We start from the raw sequence: 18,742 nt of genomic DNA, 5'->3' as shown, positions 1-18,742 counted from the left end.
TACACTTAATACATTTGTTTTCTAAGTTAGTAAAATCTCAAGAGGAATCATTGTTTCTTCTCCAATGTCCAAATTTAGATATTGATTTGTTACTACTAAATGACACTGTCTCATCCCTTACTAAAATTCTCACCCTCATATCATGCAAATTTTTCGGCTCCGATAACATTATTTCAAATGATGATTTACTCTAATTAAATTTTTACACCAAGGCATAACATAACTTGACATGTATCTAGCCTCCCCCGCAACATGAAGCCAGAATAGAGGAAAACGGCTTGGTGCAGAATGACTGCCTGTATTATAGAAACTAGGAAATCAGAAACTATAAACTGACAGCCATTGCAACATGAATCCGTCATTTGAGGTATCCGTATATGTATGCCCTTGTTAATGTGAGATTGCTCTCGATACACCTACTACCTTCCTTCTGCCCCAAATAGTTGCTCTAATCCTTTATACGTGCCTTACATATAGCGCAAGTGCCTGCCCTAATGTTTTATGAGGAACTCTAAAACAATTACAACATGTGATGTATCCTGCATAGCTTTAGCTAATCAGACCTGCCACTCCTAGCCGTTATGGTCGCTAACACCATTCAGATACCCATGCCAACAAGGAAGCGTGTAATGGTATCCTAGACGTTTGTGTGCGATGGGAACGTCATAACCTGTCAAGTTTAGTTGTAATTGGTGTTACTAGGTTTCCACCAACGAGCCAACATGACCTCATGCTATCTAAAAAAGACAATAGGAAACTAGACCTTTGCATTTCTACTTTTTTTGAAGTAGAATGAAGGCATGTTAAATGCTCATATTTAGTTGTATTGGTGTATGGCTAAAAAGCGTTGGAGAATAGCGACTGCAATCGTTACTCTCTTTTTTTGTTGCTTACTTCTCTAATTCATCCAAGTATTGAAGCATGGCTTATACATCTTCTTTTCTAAATGTCATTCGGCTTACATTAAATTGCCTACCATGTTGTAGCACCGTATTTTCCTCAAAGGATGCTGATTTAAATTCAGGATTGTATTAAGCTGATATTCAACGCATACTGTTACTATTTTCTACAATTCCCTTTTTCATCCGCTTATCTCCCTATAAAAAATCGCGTAGATTCTTTGCGACTGTATTTGCATCTAACCCCAAATACTTCGTTGTTGTCGATAAATCTGAATGTGCTAAGGCATGAGATACTAAGTTTATATCTGCACCACGCTTCACCAAATTTTGAGCGTACAATCTTCTAATTGAATGAGGATTAACGTTCTTTAAATTCCACTTTTTACTGTACACCCATAAATTTTTTGCAATTAAATTGGACGGTGAAACTGTATTTGAAATTGGTATGCCTATGTTTGAAAGGAAAATATAATCATTCTTTTCTCTATGTTCTTTCCTAATATCATCATTTATTGAAATTAGCTCTCTTAATAAAGTACACATTTCATCATCTAAAGGGAGAATCAATGGTCTATGCGATTTCATTATCTCTCCTTGTAACTTCAAAAGCATATTTTCAAAATCAATATTCTGTTCTCTTAAAGCTCCCAATGTTTTAATCCGAATACCTGTTTTGTATAAAAGTAAAATCGCTATGCTATCACGTAATCCCGAATACGTTGATTTATCCAAAAGTGATAACAAGAGTGCCAGTTCTCTTTCCGTAGTAGCTTCCTTAACGCTTGTATTTACTTTTATTTTGATGTTTGTCCAAAACTTTGAGTTATACCAACCATTATCGTGACACTTGCTTAAAACGGCTTTAATTTGCTTTAAACGACCATGTAGAGATGTGTCCTTTGCATTTTTAAAACTTGATAAATATTGATAAATTTTTTCATTGTTGATTTCGTGGAGGTATTCAACTTTAGTAACTTCAACAAATCGCTTAAAATTATAGTTGTAACTATCAATTGTCCTTGGTCTTAATCCATTTAGTCGCCATTGTTGATTTAAAATTTGTATGGCATGTTTAATGGTTATATTTCTGTTGTCCAATTCATCAAACGTATCCATTTTAACTATTGAGTTATTGATTTTTGTCACCATTTCTTTCTTTGGTTCTTTTTCAGTTTTGATAGTCAATAAGCTTAAATCAATGTTTGTGTTCACTTTATTGAATGATTTTGACAAATAAAAAACCCCCTAACATTTTTTGTTAGAAGGTAAAAGTTACATCGGAAAAATAGATGATTTTTTTATTGAGTTCTATCCGTAGTTATTTTCGCTACGCTTCTTAGATTCGAAATTAAACTAAATCTTCACCGAAGAATAAAGCGATTTCGCGCTCTGCAGAAGCAAGAGAGTCAGAACCGTGGATGATGTTGTGAGAAACAGTTGTTGCGTAGTCACCACGGATTGTACCTGGGTTAGATTCTTCAGGTTTAGTTGCACCCATCATTGTACGAGCAAGCTTGATTACGTTCTCGCCTTCCCATACCATAGCGAATACAGGACCAGAAGTGATGAAATCAACTAATTCACCAAAGAATGGACGCTCAGCATGCTCAGCATAGTGCTTTTCTGCTAATTCTTTAGGAATTACCATTAATTTAGCACCTTTCATTACAAAACCGCGACGTTCGAAACGGTCAACGATGTCTCCAATTACTTGACGTTCAACGCCGTCAGGCTTAACCATTAAAAAAGTTTGTTCAATTGCCATGTTTAAAACACTCCTTAAATTCGTCTAACAGGTTTTACACCTACCGATAAATATTAACAAAAAATGAGCCTTTATACAACAAAAAGCTAGAATTTGCGCTTACCCATGAACAATGCTACATCACGCAGTTTTTTCTTTACGGGATGTTTTGGTAAAGCATCAATTTCCTGTAAGGCCTTTTTCAAATATTTATCACTCATACGATTAGCTTGCTCAATTGCATGAGATTTACGCACATATTGCAACATATTTTGACGTTCCGTTTCTGTTAATGTGCCTGCAAATACTTTGACTAAGTATGGCTGCATCTCTGGCTCATCTTTCAGCAATAGAATCGGTAATGTAATATTGCCCTGCAATAAATCACTACCTGCAGGCTTCCCTAGCTCCTTATCTGTTGCCATGATATCTAACACATCATCGATAATTTGGAAGCTCATGCCTACAAAGTAGCCGAAGCGTTTTAAATGTCGCACTGTTTTAGCATCAACACCTGCCGCTACAGCCCCTAGCTCACAGCTTGAGGAAATAAGTAATGCTGTTTTGCGTTTGATTCTTCTAAAATAATCTTTCAAGCCTTGATCTAATCTAAATTTATCTTCAATTTGAATGACTTCACCGTTACAAATCTCTACCATGGTACGGGCTAAAATTTGATGAACAAGCGGGTCTTCCAGCTTTGTAATATATTCTAGTGCACGTGCAAAAATAAAATCGCCCGTGTACATTGCTACTCTGTTATTCCATTGTGATTTGACAGTCGGGCGTCCTCTTCGCATATTGGAATCATCAATGACATCATCATGCACAAGTGATGCCATATGAATGAGTTCTAAAGGCACTGCTACATCCTTCATCTTCTCAATGTCATAATCGCCAAATTTTGCACCTAGTAACACAAAAATTGGTCGTATCCGTTTGCCACCAGCTTGTAATAAATGGAGAGAAGCATCGTTGATCAAATATGAAGACGAGTCCACCGCTTTTTCTAACTCTCGTTCAATGATATCGATATCTGATTTCAAATCGGAATAGAGTAGTTTTAACTTCATCTTTTCCACGTGTGAAAACCTTCCCCCATTAACGTACCTTTTTAAAGCCCATATGCATTGCCGCAGCCCCGCCACTGTATGCTTTGTACGTTACTTTTTCTAATCCTGCCTGCTCAAACAATGCCGCTAACTTCTTCATACCTGGGAAATCATTCGCAGATTCCTGAAGCCAAGAATATTCCTTATAGCTTTTCGCAAATATTTTACCAAATATCGGCATTATATATTTAAAATAAAAACGGAACAGTTGACGATAACCAGGAATTTCAGATTGAGATGTTTCTAAACATACCACCATACCACCTGGTTTTACGACACGATGCATTTCCTTCAAGACTTGTAAATAATCAGGTACATTGCGAAGACCAAAGCCAATCGTCACATAATCAAACGTATCATCTGGAAAAGGTAACTCCATCGCGTTTCCATGAATTAGTTCTATTTGCGGGTATGACTGCACCTTTTGTTCGCCAACTTTCAGCATGTTTTGACTAAAGTCGAGACCTTTAACTTCTCCACTTTCACCTACTGCTTCTGCCAAAGCGATTGTCCAGTCTGCCGTGCCACAGCATACATCCAGCGCTTTTGTTCCAGGTTTTACAGCCATATGCTTCATCGTATCGTTACGCCAGCCAACATGCATCTGGAAACTAATTACACCATTCATTTTGTCGTAGTTGTCCGAAATACTCTCAAATACTTCGTGAACGTGTTCTTCTTTCGTTTTAGCCATTTTGAAAAACCTCTCTTATCCGTTAGTAGAAGCAATGGATGCCTCTACGTGTGCATGTAAAGCTTGTTTGATATCACTTTGTAAAAAAGTTGAATGATTGATGATCTGTGATAGCTCTGTTTTTAAATGCACAATTTTTTCCTGGATGACGCTATTAAAGGTTGCGCCATTTTGTCTGACACTTGCTTCAAGTGCCTTACCCATTAAAGACATTTGCCCACGCTGATAAGCCGCCCATTCTCTTTCTAAACGCAAGATTAATAAGCTTTTTTCTATAAGCGGTATATAGTCACTGAAAGAATAAAGACCGAAAAATTGAGCAATTAATCCCGCTTCAATATTACACAACGACGCATACCATTGCTCGATTGTTCGTTGCTCTGCTTCATACACTTTAATCTGGTGTTCACAACGAGCCACTATACCTTGTGACAAATTTCGGATCAATGCGACATTTCCTGACATCGCTAATATTTCATAATAACGACCACTATAAAAATCTCCAGCTAAAACGGTAAGCTGCTGTTCTTTTGATGTTGCATCTATTTCTTTTATATGATCGTGAGCCGCTAATGCTGCGTATACAATGCCAACAGTAATTGCAGCCTCTTGTTGCTCTTGTTGCCACTCTTCACCATTCAAAAAAGGGATTAACAAATAAAACAATTGATTTTCATCTATCACAGGAACTCCTGTGTATTTTTGCAAAGTTCTATGACGAACATCCATGAAAATCTCTGTTTTTAACTGTGCAATTGAATTTTGAATGTATGTTGCATTCATAGACCTTACTCCATTTCACTTTCAGATACGCTAGTCCTATCTAAGACTTAACGCTTGCTTACTGAGTCATTATAGCATATGCAACGATGTGGAATAAAAAAAATTTGCTTTCTTCATAGGACAGGCAGTAAAGCATTCCCATTATTTGATGCGGGAATACTAACTGCCCAGAAACCTCTTACTCAGTTTTTCACAATGATTGTTTTTCTATGTGCCTGTCATACTTAAAACAGGGCAAAACCTATCGAAAGAACTCTTTATTATTTTTTTGCTTCGCTATTGATCACACCATGTGCTGTATGAATTTGTGCTTTACCACGTATTTTCATGGCAGATGTGTGTTCTGTAAACTGAGCAATCATTACTTCGCCGGCATCTAGCTTTTCTGAATGATGGAATTTTGTATCTGTTCCACGAGTTAAACCAATGACATGGACACCATCTTCTTCTGCTTGAATAACAATATAATCTTGTGACATCTTTGTACACTCCTTAAATCCGACAAATTCTTAGTACATCATAACATAATTAGACATGCAATTTAAGACATTTGAATAAATGACAGTACTTCTCTTCGTTTCACTTCATCTTCTTCGTAAATACCACGAGCAACAGATGTTACCGTTTTGGAACCCGGTTTTTTTAGTCCTCGCATTGTCATGCACATATGCTCAGCCTCAATGACCACATAAACGCCTTTTGGTGCAAGCATCTCCATAATTGTTTCCGCTACTGAAGAGGTAATACGCTCTTGCAATTGCGGTCTGCGGGCAATCGTTTCCACTGCTCGTCCAAGTTTACTAAGGCCAGCTACAACGCCGTCATTTGGTATGTATGCGACATGTGCTTTGCCATAGAAAGGTACTAGATGATGCTCACACATCGAATAAAAAGGAATATCTTTGACAAGCACTAATTCTTCATGATCCTCATGAAACACCGTTTTAAAATAATCTTTTGCATCCTCATGCAAGCCGCTAAACATCTCAGCATACATTTTTGCTACACGTTTTGGTGTATCCAATAAACCTTCGCGGTTTACATCTTCACCTACTGCTTCTAATATCATTTTTACTGCTTCTTCTATTTTCAATAAATCTATATTCGACATTCGAAAAAACCTCCTGCGTATCAAAACATTACACATTTCCCTATGCATCGTAGCATATCCAAAAGGGAAGCGCAAAATGACTTACCTGATTCATTAGAAATTCATTTCTAGCTCAGCAAATTCCCGTATTAATGTTATGTAAAATGAATTTTAACGTTAACAAAAAGAGCAGCCTTCATGTTCGTTAACATGAAGACTGCTCTATGTAACTACTAGACGTGTATTATTTTACCGCGTCTTTAAGCGCTTTACCTGGTTTGAAAGCAGGCACCTTGCTAGCAGCGATTTCGATTTCTTTACCAGTTTGTGGGTTACGACCTTTACGAGCCGCACGTTCACGTACTTCAAAGTTACCAAAACCAATTAATTGTACTTTGTCACCCTTTGCAAGAGCATCTTGAATTGTATCAAATACAGCTTCAACTGCTTTAGAAGCGTCTTTTTTAGAAAGACCTGCAGCTTCAGCAACAGAGTTTACTAATTCTGTTTTATTCACACCATTCACCTCCTCTCAAAGGGTCATGAACCAATTCTGTAAAAAGAGTAACACATAGAAAACCGCTACGCAACTGTATTCATACATGATTATAACCAAAAAATCAGTTTTTCACCCAAAAAACAAAAATAAAAGGACTTTTCGCATAAAAACGAAAAGCCCTTCACCTATTTTTCGTACTTTTTTTTGATTTTTATCACTATAAAATAAATGTCACTAAACCTCGATCACCTTCGTTGACCATACGTTCAATCGTTTGACGCATACGTTTTTTAGCAGTAGATGGAACTGCATCCATTTTGTAGCGTATTCCTTCTTTTAATACTTCGTGTAGTGGCGTTCCAAAAAGCTGTGTATTCCATAATGCATCACGATCATGTAAATAAGCATGATTTAAATCTTTTAGCAGTTGCTGACTATGGAATTCCGAACCGATTAACGGTGCAAACTCAGATTCCATATCTACACGGATAATATGGTAAGATGGCGCCTTTGCTTTCATTCGTACACCAAAGAAATTATTTTGCTTAATGAGCTCTGGTGCTGTTGGCTCAAATTCTTGCATCATCGGCAATGTCACACCATAACCTGACGTATCAGCATCATGAATCGCACTTTTGAAGCGTTTTTGAGCTTCTTTTGCCTCTGCCGCCTCTTTAATAAAGAGCAGCCAATCCTTTTTCGTTTCAATCGGCTCTTCTAGCCATTCATTACAAACCGATTTGTACAATTCGCCCTGTAGGGATACACGAATTACCGCCGTTCCCACACCAGCATCTACATGAACGACTTCACTTTGATCGATAAAATCAATGGCTTTAAAGGCATCTGACGCCTGTTGCACATCCCGAATTTTCATTACAGAAGAGAGTACTTCCTCCATGGAATCAATCAAGGCAACATTTAATGGGTGTGTAGCATCTAAAACGTCCAGCCAATCTGGTTTTTCCACTTCAATTGTACGGATAGGAAACTCAAATAACGCCTCTTGTAAAATATATTGAATATCCGTTTCCCTCATTTGGTCAATCGCCATGGCAATAACAGGCACATTGTAACGTTCAAACAATTCATTGCGAAGCTGAACCGTTTCCTCTCTCGCTGGCATTTGGCAATTCAGAAGGATGACAAAAGGCTTGCCGATTTCTTTTAACTGTTCAACAATTTCCTCTTCTGCCTTCTCTGCGGCACGGCGACTGATTCCGTTAACGGTACCATCAGTCGTAACAACAATACCGATATTCGCATGGTCACGAATCACCTTATCTGTGCCAATTTTAGCGGCTTCCTGAAATGGAATTGGCTCTGTATGCCAAGGCGTATGAACATATTTAGGACCATTTTCATCTTCATAGCCCTTTGTCCCATCAATAATATAACCAACACAATCTGCTAAACGAATTTGGAATGGCATCTCATCTTCGCCGACCACAATACGGGTTGCTTGAGCAGGCACAAACTTCGGCTCAGCAGTCATAATGACAGGCCCCGGAGAACTTTGTGGCAACTCATCTTGTGCTCGCATTCTTTCTGTTTCATCCACAATATTTGGTAACACGACTGATTCCATTACCTTTTTTACAAATGTTGATTTACCTACACGTACTGGACCGACAACACCAATATAAACATCGCCATTTGTGCGCTCTGCAATTTCTCTAAATACTGCTTCACTCAAGGTTTCTGCCTCCTTTATCTACGCTTTTTCACTATATGCAAGCTTGTAGACAAATATGAAAAAGCCCCTCACAAATGTAAGGAGCTTTGTTTCTTATTCTTCTTTTTTCTCAGCGGCTTCTGCCTCTTGTTTTTGTCGTTCTTTCGCCTTTTGGACATCTACACTATACGTTTCCATATCATAAATTGGCTCACCATTATCATCCACTGTATAGGGAACAGAATAAGCAGGCACTACAGGATATTTGTCGACAAGTAACTGACGAATATCATCACCAGGTTTGACATCAGGCTTGTCTTCTTTTAAAAGTTGTCCTAAATCCACAGAATAATCCACATGCAATTCACCGTCACCTGTCATAAAGAGCGGTAATTCGACGCCAGAATAAGGACTTTTCACTGTCACATCTGTTTTATAGCCCAAATCTTTATAATTAATTTGATAAACATTATCGGACATTGAACCTTTGATTGGCAAATACTGTGTAGATAGTTTACGAATACCTATTTCACGTATACGCTCAGCCGCATTTAAATCTACTAATTTGACCGTCGCTTGATCTTCAGGATCCCAAATAATATATTGATATATACCGCCTTTTTCATAGGCATTACCAGGAATTGTCGTCAAATACTTCGGCATAAGCTTTTCAAAGTCGATTAAGTATTTGATATAAATGTCTGTATCAAGTTCACTATTTTTAATTGGTACTAGCCCACCAGTTGCTTCGCGGTATTCATTCACGGCACGTTGAACTGCAGCTAGCTGGTCGACATCAGGCGTGACCTTTGCCCTTTTTTCGTCTTCTGGGTACGCACACCCTACTAACAGTATGGCAGTTGCAAATACCAACAGAAAAGCACTTAGTTTTTTCATGTTACTGAACACCTCATTAATTTTTTATGCTGGCCATGTGGCAACTATTAGTACCATTAAAAATGTGCCAAGTCCAAACAGTATGTATGCACATAAATTTACGATTGTTCGTAAAAATACATTTGAAATCTTATTCCGAGCTAAATAAATTAAGCCGACTGATATTATCATAAAGCCTATACAATAAAACGACACCCACATTACATCCAGTGCAGGCATATGAGCTAACGGGCCCATTTCAAATAACCACCTTTCGTTCAATGTCAAGAAACAATCAAAGTATATTATACTATGTGCCTTCGCTAAAAAGAAATAGTTGTCCCATAACTATCAAGAAATGGACAACTCTTTTACAGTGCTTGCACTATTCAACTAATAGCACACAATAAGGCGTCTCAACAGATTCGTTGAGACACCTTATTTATGTCCGTTTTATGACAGATTTAATCAAAAAATTAATATTAATGCTTCATATCATCTATTTCTCGTTTTTTCATACGCATCATTAATGCGTCAACCGCCACTTTCGGTTCAACATCATTAAATAGAACACTATAAAGCTCTGTGGAAATCGGCATAGCCACACCATACTTTTCTGCTAATTGATAGGCTGCCTTTGTGGTACGTACACCTTCTACAACCATGCCCATTTGATCTAACACTTCTTGTAGCTTCATCCCTTGCCCTAGCATATTCCCAGCTCGCCAGTTTCGGGAGTGAACGCTTGTACAGGTTACAATTAAATCTCCCATGCCTGTAAGCCCTGAGAAGGTAAATGGATTACCGCCCATTTTTACACCTAAACGTGTAATCTCCGCAAGTCCTCGTGTAATAAGTGCTGCTTTCGCGTTATCACCATAATTCAAGCCATCTGTAATACCTGCAGCTAATGCAATGACATTTTTCAGTGCCCCACCAATTTCTACACCGATCACATCATCGTTTGTGTAAACACGGAAAAATTGATTCATAAATAAATCCTGAACTTTTTCAGCAGCGTCTATGTTAGCACAAGCAGCAGTAACCGTTGTCGGGTGGTGCAGCACAACTTCCTCGGCATGACTTGGTCCGGAAAGAACGACAATTTCTTCCACATTTTCAGCTGGCAAACTTTCCGCTAAAATTTCAGAAATTCGTTTTAATGAATCTGGCTCAATCCCTTTAGAAACATGGACAAATAACACTTTTCTAGCTAGTTTAGCCGTTAATTTCTCACAAACTTCTCGAATAGCTTTCGTAGGAACAGCCACAACAATAGTCTCTGCATGCGTAGCTGCCATTGCTATATCACTCGTCGCATGTAAATTTGCAGGCAGAACGGTCTCTGGTAAATATTTTTTATTCGTATGCAGATGGTTGATTTCTTCTGCCTGATTAGCTCTATGTGTCCATACAAGCGTATCATGTCCATTTTCCGCTAGTACCATCGCCAGTGCAGTACCCCATGAGCCTGCCCCTAACACACAAACTTTTTCCATAAAAAATCCTCCCTTTGTTGGGTTGTCTATAATAATTTCTGTTCTTGTAAAAAGACGCCACCCAACAAATATGTCGGGTTGGCGTATTGTATGTGTATAGCTAGTACCTTAAGCACGAGCACGTGTAATTAAACGAATTGGTGTTCCTTCAAAGTCAAATGTTTCACGAATTCGATTTTCTAAGAAACGTTCGTATGAAAAATGCATCAGCTCAGGCTCATTCACGAACACAACAAATGTCGGTGGCTTAATCGCAACCTGAGTAGCATAGTAAATACGTAAACGACGACCTTTATCCGTCGGCGCAGGATTACGTGCCACGGAATCCTCAATCACTTCATTTAAGATAGAAGACTGAATACGCATCGCATGATTTTCACTTACACGTTGAATAATCGGTAAAATTTGATGCACACGCTGCTTTGTATTAGCCGATACAAAAATAATCGGGGCATAATCTAAAAATAGGAAATGCTCACGAATTTGCTGTGTAAAGACATTCATCGTTTTTTCGTCTTTTTCAATGGCATCCCATTTATTCACTACGATCACAACAGCTTTTCCAGCTTCATGTGCATAGCCAGCAATTTTTTTATCCTGCTCCTGAATACCCTCTTCTGCATTCATTACCACTAAAACAACGTCTGAGCGTTCAATGGCACGTAGCGCACGTAAAACCGAGTATTTCTCAGTGGTTTCATAGATTTTCCCTTTTTTACGCATGCCGGCTGTATCAATAATGACATATTCCTGATCGTCATACTCATATGGCGTATCAATAGCATCACGTGTTGTCCCCGCAATATTACTAACGATAACGCGTTCTTGCCCTAAGAAAGCATTTACTAATGAAGATTTCCCAACATTCGGACGACCAATTAAAGAGAATTTAATCACATCATCTCCATATTGTTCTTCATCTTCTTTCGGGAAATGCTTTGCACATTCGTCTAATAAATCCCCTAAACCTAAGCCATGCGAACCAGAAATCGGCCAAGGCTCTCCGAAGCCAAGTGCATAAAAATCATAAATCATTTCACGCATATCAGGATTATCAATTTTATTGACTGCTAATACGACTGGTTTTTTTGTTTTGTATAAAATTTTAGCAACTTGCTCATCTGCTGCCGTTACCCCTTCACGACCATTAGTCATAAAAATAATAACGTCCGCTTCATCAATGGCGATTTCAGCTTGTTGACGAATTTGCTCTAAAAACGGCTCGTCTCCAATTTCAATCCCACCTGTATCAATAATATTAAAATCGTGTGTTAACCACTCTGCCGAACTATAAATACGATCACGCGTTACGCCTGGGATATCCTCCACAATCGAAACACGCTCTCCAACGATACGATTAAAAATCGTCGACTTACCTACGTTCGGACGACCTACGATGGCTACTACTGGTTTCGTCATCTGTACTTCATCCTTCCAACTTCTTGTCTTTCGCTATTATACACGAAAAATGCCATTATATCATATCATATCCATAATGTAGAACGCTATGTATGGCAATAACGAGACGTTTGATTAATTTTATTTGATTCTATCCTCTGATTTTTGAGTTTTATCCTTCGATTTGAAGATTCTATCCTACGCTTTAAGCATTAGCCTTCGATTCGAGGGTTCTATCCTACGCTTTTTCTGTTCTATCCTTCGATTTAAGGATTCTATCCATCGCTTTATGTGCTAGCCCTCGATTCGAGGGTTCTATCCATCGCTTTTTCTGTTCTATCCTTCCATTTAAAGATTCTATCCACCTCTTTATAAGTTCTATCCTTCTATCTGAAGTTTTTATCCACCACTTTATGTGCTAGCCTTCGATTCGAGGTTTCTATCCACCGCTTTTTCTGTTCTATCCTTCCATTTAAAGATTCTATCCAACACTTTTTCTGTTCTATCCTTCAATTTGAAGTTTTTATCCGCCACTTTATGAGTTAGCCTTCGATTTGAGGATTCTATCCACTGCTTTTTCAATTCTATCCCTCGATTTGAAAATTCTATCCATCACTTTATGTACTAGCCTTTGATTCGAGGGTTCTATCCACCGCTTTTTCTGTTCTATCCTTCCATTTAAAGATTCTATCCACCTCTTTATAAGTTCTATCCTTCTATCTGAAGTTTTTATCCACCACTTTATATGCTAGTCTTCGATTTGAGAATTCTATCTGCATCGTCAACATAAAAAAGCGAGGATACCTTTATGCATCCTCGCTCCATACATTATTATTTAAAGTTTTTTAGTTGATCGCCAATCACATCGCCAAATGAGAAACCTGTGTTTTCTTCAGGTAATTCATAGTCGATCACTTCTTCTGCTTCGGGATTTTCCAGTAATTCTTTAATGCTTAGCGCTAAGCGGCCTTCTTCAGCATTGACATCAAGCACTTTTACTTGTACTTCTTGTCCCTCTTTTAACGCTTCATGTGGCGTGTTAATATGCTTATGTGCGATTTGTGAAATATGCACTAAGCCTTCCACACCTGGGAATACTTCCACAAATGCACCAAATGAAGTAAGACGCTTCACTCGACCATCTAAAATAGTGCCTTTCGCTGCACGTTCTTCGATACTTGACCAAGGTCCTGGCATCGTTTCTTTGATGGATAATGAAATACGTTCATTTTCTGGGTCCACTGACAGAACTTTTACTTTGACGTCTTGTCCTTCAGCTAAAACCTCGCTCACATCATTCACATGCTCATGTGACACTTGTGAAATGTGTACAAGGCCATCAATACCGCCAAGGTCGATAAATGCGCCAAATGATGCTAAACGCTGTACTTTACCATCTAATACCTCGCCAGCTTTAATTTGATTGATGACATTTTTCTTTTGAGAAGCTTTTTCCGCTTCTACTACTGCACGGTGTGATAAGATAAGGCGATTTTTGTCCTTATCCAGCTCAACAATTTTGAAGCTTAATGTTTTGCCTTTATAGCCTTCAAAATCATCAACAAAGTAGTCTTCTACAAGGGATGCTGGTACAAAGCCACGTACACCTAAATCTACGACAAGACCACCTTTAACAATATCCTTTACTTCCGCTTCGAAAATTTCCTCTGCGGCAAATTGCTGCTCAAGTGTATCCCATGCTTTTAAAGCATCAACTTTACGTTTTGATAAGACAAAGTTCTCTTCTTCAACCTTTGTAATCATCAACTCTAATTCATCCCCTACAGAGATGACATCAGAAGCTTTCTCAATGTGTAAGCTTGATAATTCACTAATCGGTACAATTCCATCAAACGGTGCACCTGGAATTGACACAGATACTGCCTTTTCATCAACTTGCGCTGCAATACCTTTGACGATATCACCTTCGTTAAACGTTTGTTCTGCATAGTTCATTTCTTCAGACATATGTAACCCTCCTTCGCATCTTCCCTTACTATTTTATTCGATATTGAAGACAAAGACAAAAATAAATCCTTTAAATTCTAAAAATGTCTGAAATTTTAGGATTTATAGCATTTTTTCTTCTGCTAATTTTAAAATAGCTTGTGCTGCATCATCAATGGATAATGCTGTCGTATCTAAAAATAGGGCATCTTCCGCTTGAATCAGTGGCGATGCTTCACGCTCACTATCTTTTTTATCACGGAGCGCAATTTCTTCTTGAAGCTTTTCAAGAGAGGAGTCAATTCCTCTTTTTTGATTATCAATCAATCGACGTCTAGCACGTTCTTCTACTGTTGCAGACATAAAAATCTTGAGCTCTGCATGTTTTAATACATGTGTCGCAATATCACGACCATCCATGACCACTCCACCATTAGCTGCCAGCTTTTGCTGTTGCGCAACCAATAGCTCACGAACTTTCGCATGGGCAGCAACTTGAGAAACGGATGAAGTGACTTCATTTGAGCGTATTTCCGCTGTCACATCGTGACCATCTAAAAAGACTAGCTGTCCTTGTTGGGATGGTTTCAATTCGATTGTGCTAGCCGCTAGCATCTCTGCTAATTTTGCTTCATCATTTAAATGTATGTTTTGTTGCATCGCTTTATACGTAACTGCTCGATACATTGCACCTGTGTCAATATAAGTAAATCCAAGTGCTTCTGCAACAATTTTCGCGATTGTACTTTTACCAGCACCAGCCGGTCCGTCTATCGCAATTTGAATGTTTTTTTTCATATTCTTCCCTACTTTCTATCGCTTTTTATTGTACCATATAACCTAAAAAAAGCCCTCTGCTAGGAGAGGGCTAAATAAAAATATTCATCATGAACATTAAACATTAAATGGATTCAATTCCTTACGACGATTGACTAATTGACGCTCAAAGCAAAAACGCACAATATGCTGTTGGTCGACGTCATCTGTATCCGTTAGCTGGATTGTCGCAATGCGTTTACCCTCTTTTTCAAAAATGCGCACGACGGTAGCTTCTGTAATAACGTATTTGACTTCTCCATTAGTAAACGGCAATGCGATCGTTAATTTTACCTCATCATCATCTTTGAAAGCTACTGTTCCCTTCAAGATGATTGCCAAGCCTCCTGCGCTAATATCTGCTGACACAAGTTGATATTTGTGATCCTTGAATTGGACCGCTACATCCACTGGTGTTTCCACTCGGACATATTCTCGTCGTTGAATTTTTATAAATTCCTCCGGCTTTGGACAATGCAACATAATCATCGGTATATTACCTGCTTTACGACCAATGACCTCTGTTTTAAAAGCAAAGGAATGTTTATCTTCGGTTCGAAAAGTCGCTCTAAATTCTGAGCCATCTATTAAAAACGCCGTTTTCTTCGTTGCCGTATTAACTGGATAGTCGATATAAAGAATATTGTCTTGCTGCTCTACCACTTTACATTGGAATTTCTCCACACGCTCGGTATAAGTAGGTTCAAGTTGTAATTGTGTACCAATTTTTATTTCCATGAGCATCTCCCCGTACGAAAATTATAGTTTAATTATCTCATGAGATGTTTATTTTGGCTATAAAAATTGGTAGTATTTTCTTATTACTAAGTGAGATATTCTACTTTTAATACGTTGTGATTTTCCGCATCAATAACGATTCGGAATGTTTCTTGTGTATTTCCGTCACGTAATGCAATGACCTCATAGCAAAGACGTTGTTCAAATTGTCCATTATCTGTATAAATATTTTTTACTTCTTGTACTTGAATATCGTCCTGGAAGAACGTTTTCCAATCAATAGGCTTAGCAGTTTGCGGTTTGATATTCTCTTCTTGAATATATTCCATCGCATTAGCACCTAATAGCTCACCTGTATCTTTCGCTAATTTTAATTGCACACCGTCAGCATAAATTAACGCATTATCGCCTGGATTTACACGGGCAAATGTCACATGCCATGCTTGGTGGTTTTCACGTGATTCCACATAGGCTACATCCTTCATGCCTAATTTCTTAACATAATCTTGTGCCTTTTTAAGAACTTCTTCTTGTGATAGCTTAGCTTCATCAACAGGTCGTTCTACTAAATAGGATAATAAATGGCCACCCTTTTCTGTTAAATCAACATACCCTAGACGTATCCCTTGGTGGAATTGGATATGATAGAAAGGATATGGTGCTGTATCACTACTTTTTGTGACAGTGAATGTAGCATCTTTAATGACTGGGAATAAATATTTCACTTTTTCTAGTGCTTCTTTTTCGGTAATAACGGCATCCTGCAATGCCTTTAACTCAATTTTTTTCTGCCAATCAGATTCAGATAAAGTTAATGGGAAATCCTTTTCACCATAGCCTTTTAACGTATCTTTCACAGTATCAAATTGTGTATTTGGATTTTTATTATCTACTTGCTGTAGCCAAATATCCATTTTTCCATCATGCTTATAAAAATCAACGGTTGCAGCTGTCCATTCATCAGAAAGAGACTGTAAATTGGTTGACACCTGTGGCATCTTTTCACGCCAAGCATCATAATCACCTGTTTTGGCTGTTCTTTTAGCTTCATCGCCAAGTCGCCCTAAGTAATTCATCCATTGATTCGATAATTCTTGTCCAATAGGAATATTTGCAATAGAAGAACGAACTTCTGAGCTTAAACGCCAAACTGAGTCTAGCTCATTGTGAATCGCCTGCTCGTCTTGAAACAAGAGGGATTGCGATACTGAACGCTGAAGATGGGACAGTTTTTCAGAAGCATCTGTTAACTTATCTGTATACTGTGCGAGCACGGTACGTTGTAAATCTTCTTTATCTCCATGTAAATTAATACTATATGCTCCTAATCCAATGACAGCGATTGTTAAGACCACGAGCCAAGTTTTCATCTATGTTCCTCCTTCCTATGAACAGAAAATATGCTCTCCTATTTGTTTAATTTGTGGGCGTGACCAAATCCATTTACTTGTTGCTGTTTTAGGATTGAAATAATACAATGCATTTTCAGATGGGTCCCAGCCGTTCATAGCATCAATAACAGCTTCTTTTGCACGTTCATTTGGTTCTAGCCAAATTTGACCATCTGCTACTGCTGTAAACGCTAACGGTTGGAAGATAATACCTGAAATAGTATTCGGGAAATCTGGGCTTTCCAAGCGGTTCAAAATAACGGCCGCTACTGCTACTTGCCCCTCATAAGGTTCTCCCCTAGCTTCTCCATAAACGGCATTGGCTATTAATTGTAAATCTCGTTCCGTATATTTTGGTGGAACCTGTGTCTGTGTACCATTCTTATTGCTACTTCCACTGCTATTACCACCGCCAGTGCCTTTTTTCACTTGTTGATCAAGTGGCTTACCACCATAGTAAGTAAATTGATTTCCTGCATTCAATTGTGCCTTAACCCATTTTTCATCATAATCAGAATTGCCTGCTAATGCTTTTTTTGTCTTAGTGCCGGCAATTCCGTCTACTGGCAAACCATAATTCTCTTGGAAATTACGCAAAGCCCAGTATGTGTTATAGCCAAATTTGCCATCAATTTTACTCTTATAAAAACCTAAGTATTGTAGCCTAGCCTGTAATTCAATAACATCATCTCCATAGGCACCACGAGTAATTTGCTGATCGCTAAATGCATTGGCATCATTTTGAGGAATCGCAATTATACTAATTCCTAATATCAAAGCAAAAAGTATGCTTACTAAACGCACTTTTATCACTCCTTTTTTTTATAGCTTGAAACAAAAGGAGTAATTTATACATGCTTAAAAAGAAATAAAGCGTAGAAATCTTTGACGATTTCTACGCTTTAAATTTTCTTTTGCATATGGAGATGTTGTACCAGATGGTAATGAGCAAGTTTTACTTTGCGCAAGCCAAACCACCATAAAAACAACATAAAAGGTATCATTAAATAAACCCAGTGACCTTTGAATGATAATATTGTATTGTATAGAATGTGAAGTACAACTGGTGCACAGAGCGCCATAGCAATCATTTCTTTCGTCTTAACAAGCTTTGAAAACTTAGCCCGTCCATAATAATAGCCCATTACGACACCAAACAATGCATGGCTCGATACTGGTAATAAGGCTCGCATGAATGCCGTGTCCAAGCCAAAGGACAGTAAATAGAGTACATTTTCAATCGTAGCAAAACCAAGTGATATGCTGGCACCATATAATATACCATCGTATGGGTCATCAAATTCTACATGATTATAGATTGCAATTAATAGCACAAACCATTTAAAAAACTCTTCAATGACACTAGAAAAAAGAACGTCTTGAAGATAAAGATATCGAAAAACCCCTTCCTCTGTTAATACATACTGTAAAAACATGATTGGGAACGTTAAGAATGCACCGTATAAAAACGTTTGTAGTAAAGTTCTTCTTGGCTCCGTAGCCATCTGATTGCGCAAATAGAAATAACTAAAAAGCGCTAGACCGGGAGCAATGGCAGCAGATAATAAAATGATCATG

Annotated in this window: 19 protein-coding genes; all 19 read right to left on the bottom strand. The window is 38.1% G+C overall.

Annotation, left to right across the window (positions count from 1 at the left end):
* Positions 1 to 1,097 precede the first annotated feature (1,097 nt).
* The 19 genes from MHI04_RS07145 to prsW all read right to left on the bottom strand — a co-directional run bounded on the left by MHI04_RS07145 (position 1,098) and on the right by prsW (position 18,741).
* A complete protein-coding gene (locus MHI04_RS07145; protein ID WP_342535452.1) occupies positions 1,098 to 2,135 on the bottom strand; it encodes a site-specific integrase in 1,038 nt (345 codons plus the stop codon).
* Positions 2,136 to 2,250: 115 nt separating this feature from the next.
* The gene (ndk, locus tag MHI04_RS07140) at positions 2,251 to 2,667 is read right to left on the bottom strand and encodes a nucleoside-diphosphate kinase (RefSeq protein WP_141904065.1); all 417 of its coding nucleotides are present in this window, start codon (positions 2,665 to 2,667) and stop codon (positions 2,251 to 2,253) included.
* Between the two features lie 86 nt (positions 2,668 to 2,753).
* Positions 2,754 to 3,728: a heptaprenyl diphosphate synthase component II gene (hepT, locus tag MHI04_RS07135; protein ID WP_058844245.1), complete on the bottom strand. Its 975-nt coding sequence runs from the start codon at positions 3,726 to 3,728 to the stop codon at positions 2,754 to 2,756.
* Positions 3,729 to 3,747: 19 nt separating this feature from the next.
* Positions 3,748 to 4,452 (bottom strand): demethylmenaquinone methyltransferase, encoded by a 705-nt coding sequence (locus MHI04_RS07130; protein ID WP_036126763.1) that lies wholly within the window; start codon positions 4,450 to 4,452, stop codon positions 3,748 to 3,750.
* A gap of 15 nt (positions 4,453 to 4,467) precedes the next feature.
* Positions 4,468 to 5,235, bottom strand: coding sequence for a heptaprenyl diphosphate synthase component 1 (locus MHI04_RS07125; protein WP_036126766.1), 768 nt, complete (start codon positions 5,233 to 5,235; stop codon positions 4,468 to 4,470).
* A 260-nt stretch (positions 5,236 to 5,495) separates the two neighbouring features.
* Positions 5,496 to 5,714, bottom strand: a complete 219-nt coding sequence (gene mtrB, locus MHI04_RS07120) for a trp RNA-binding attenuation protein MtrB (RefSeq protein ID WP_004232621.1) — start codon at positions 5,712 to 5,714, stop codon at positions 5,496 to 5,498.
* A gap of 62 nt (positions 5,715 to 5,776) precedes the next feature.
* Positions 5,777 to 6,346: a GTP cyclohydrolase I FolE gene (gene folE / locus MHI04_RS07115; RefSeq protein ID WP_036126769.1), complete on the bottom strand. Its 570-nt coding sequence runs from the start codon at positions 6,344 to 6,346 to the stop codon at positions 5,777 to 5,779.
* A gap of 223 nt (positions 6,347 to 6,569) precedes the next feature.
* Positions 6,570 to 6,842 (bottom strand): HU family DNA-binding protein, encoded by a 273-nt coding sequence (locus tag MHI04_RS07110; RefSeq protein ID WP_004232618.1) that lies wholly within the window; start codon positions 6,840 to 6,842, stop codon positions 6,570 to 6,572.
* Between the two features lie 199 nt (positions 6,843 to 7,041).
* Complete coding sequence (gene spoIVA / locus MHI04_RS07105; RefSeq protein ID WP_036126772.1) at positions 7,042 to 8,520, bottom strand: stage IV sporulation protein A; 1,479 nt, start codon at positions 8,518 to 8,520, stop codon at positions 7,042 to 7,044.
* A gap of 93 nt (positions 8,521 to 8,613) precedes the next feature.
* Positions 8,614 to 9,396 (bottom strand): hypothetical protein, encoded by a 783-nt coding sequence (locus MHI04_RS07100; RefSeq protein WP_058844244.1) that lies wholly within the window; start codon positions 9,394 to 9,396, stop codon positions 8,614 to 8,616.
* Between the two features lie 24 nt (positions 9,397 to 9,420).
* Positions 9,421 to 9,633 carry a DUF2768 domain-containing protein gene (locus tag MHI04_RS07095; protein ID WP_008180416.1) on the bottom strand — a complete coding sequence of 71 codons (213 nt, stop codon included), beginning with the start codon at positions 9,631 to 9,633 and terminating at the stop codon, positions 9,421 to 9,423.
* A gap of 224 nt (positions 9,634 to 9,857) precedes the next feature.
* Entirely contained in the window at positions 9,858 to 10,874 is a 1,017-nt protein-coding gene (locus MHI04_RS07090) for an NAD(P)H-dependent glycerol-3-phosphate dehydrogenase (RefSeq protein ID WP_058844243.1), read from the bottom strand.
* Between the two features lie 108 nt (positions 10,875 to 10,982).
* Positions 10,983 to 12,293: a ribosome biogenesis GTPase Der gene (der, locus tag MHI04_RS07085; protein ID WP_036126778.1), complete on the bottom strand. Its 1,311-nt coding sequence runs from the start codon at positions 12,291 to 12,293 to the stop codon at positions 10,983 to 10,985.
* Between the two features lie 810 nt (positions 12,294 to 13,103).
* Positions 13,104 to 14,240, bottom strand: a complete 1,137-nt coding sequence (gene rpsA / locus MHI04_RS07080) for a 30S ribosomal protein S1 (protein ID WP_058844241.1) — start codon at positions 14,238 to 14,240, stop codon at positions 13,104 to 13,106.
* A gap of 102 nt (positions 14,241 to 14,342) precedes the next feature.
* The gene (cmk, locus tag MHI04_RS07075) at positions 14,343 to 15,017 is read right to left on the bottom strand and encodes a (d)CMP kinase (RefSeq protein WP_036126782.1); all 675 of its coding nucleotides are present in this window, start codon (positions 15,015 to 15,017) and stop codon (positions 14,343 to 14,345) included.
* Positions 15,018 to 15,113: 96 nt separating this feature from the next.
* Entirely contained in the window at positions 15,114 to 15,773 is a 660-nt protein-coding gene (locus tag MHI04_RS07070) for a flagellar brake domain-containing protein (RefSeq protein ID WP_058844239.1), read from the bottom strand.
* A gap of 86 nt (positions 15,774 to 15,859) precedes the next feature.
* Positions 15,860 to 17,143 carry a PepSY1/2 domain-containing protein gene (locus MHI04_RS07065; protein ID WP_036126787.1) on the bottom strand — a complete coding sequence of 428 codons (1,284 nt, stop codon included), beginning with the start codon at positions 17,141 to 17,143 and terminating at the stop codon, positions 15,860 to 15,862.
* A 15-nt stretch (positions 17,144 to 17,158) separates the two neighbouring features.
* Positions 17,159 to 17,968, bottom strand: coding sequence for a spore cortex-lytic enzyme (gene sleB / locus MHI04_RS07060; RefSeq protein WP_036126789.1), 810 nt, complete (start codon positions 17,966 to 17,968; stop codon positions 17,159 to 17,161).
* 98 nt (positions 17,969 to 18,066) lie between these two features.
* Positions 18,067 to 18,741, bottom strand: coding sequence for a glutamic-type intramembrane protease PrsW (gene prsW, locus MHI04_RS07055; RefSeq protein WP_036126792.1), 675 nt, complete (start codon positions 18,739 to 18,741; stop codon positions 18,067 to 18,069).
* Between the last annotated feature and the right edge of the window lies 1 nt (position 18,742).

It is taken from the genome of Lysinibacillus sp. FSL K6-1151 (genome assembly GCF_038630755.1).
In the GTDB taxonomy this organism is placed as follows: domain Bacteria; phylum Bacillota; class Bacilli; order Bacillales_A; family Planococcaceae; genus Lysinibacillus; species Lysinibacillus fusiformis_D.
Note: the sequence above shows the minus strand (reverse complement) of the source record. Positions and strands in the feature narration are given on the sequence as shown.

Bases quoted from the DNA above. Each gene is read 5' to 3' on its own strand.
- ndk (WP_141904065.1), bottom strand. From the start codon at position 2,667: ATGGCAATTGAACAAACTTTTTTAATGGTTAAGCCTGACGGCGTTGAA.
- MHI04_RS07130 (WP_036126763.1), bottom strand. From the start codon at position 4,452: ATGGCTAAAACGAAAGAAGAACACGTTCACGAAGTATTTGAGAGTATT.
- MHI04_RS07125 (WP_036126766.1), bottom strand. From the start codon at position 5,235: ATGAATGCAACATACATTCAAAATTCAATTGCACAGTTAAAAACAGAG.
- mtrB (WP_004232621.1), bottom strand. From the start codon at position 5,714: ATGTCACAAGATTATATTGTTATTCAAGCAGAAGAAGATGGTGTCCAT.
- folE (WP_036126769.1), bottom strand. From the start codon at position 6,346: ATGTCGAATATAGATTTATTGAAAATAGAAGAAGCAGTAAAAATGATA.
- MHI04_RS07100 (WP_058844244.1), bottom strand. From the start codon at position 9,396: ATGAAAAAACTAAGTGCTTTTCTGTTGGTATTTGCAACTGCCATACTG.
- MHI04_RS07095 (WP_008180416.1), bottom strand. From the start codon at position 9,633: ATGGGCCCGTTAGCTCATATGCCTGCACTGGATGTAATGTGGGTGTCG.
- MHI04_RS07090 (WP_058844243.1), bottom strand. From the start codon at position 10,874: ATGGAAAAAGTTTGTGTGTTAGGGGCAGGCTCATGGGGTACTGCACTG.
- der (WP_036126778.1), bottom strand. From the start codon at position 12,293: ATGACGAAACCAGTAGTAGCCATCGTAGGTCGTCCGAACGTAGGTAAG.
- rpsA (WP_058844241.1), bottom strand. From the start codon at position 14,240: ATGTCTGAAGAAATGAACTATGCAGAACAAACGTTTAACGAAGGTGAT.
- cmk (WP_036126782.1), bottom strand. From the start codon at position 15,017: ATGAAAAAAAACATTCAAATTGCGATAGACGGACCGGCTGGTGCTGGT.
- MHI04_RS07070 (WP_058844239.1), bottom strand. From the start codon at position 15,773: ATGGAAATAAAAATTGGTACACAATTACAACTTGAACCTACTTATACC.
- MHI04_RS07065 (WP_036126787.1), bottom strand. From the start codon at position 17,143: ATGAAAACTTGGCTCGTGGTCTTAACAATCGCTGTCATTGGATTAGGA.
- prsW (WP_036126792.1), bottom strand. From the start codon at position 18,741: ATGATCATTTTATTATCTGCTGCCATTGCTCCCGGTCTAGCGCTTTTT.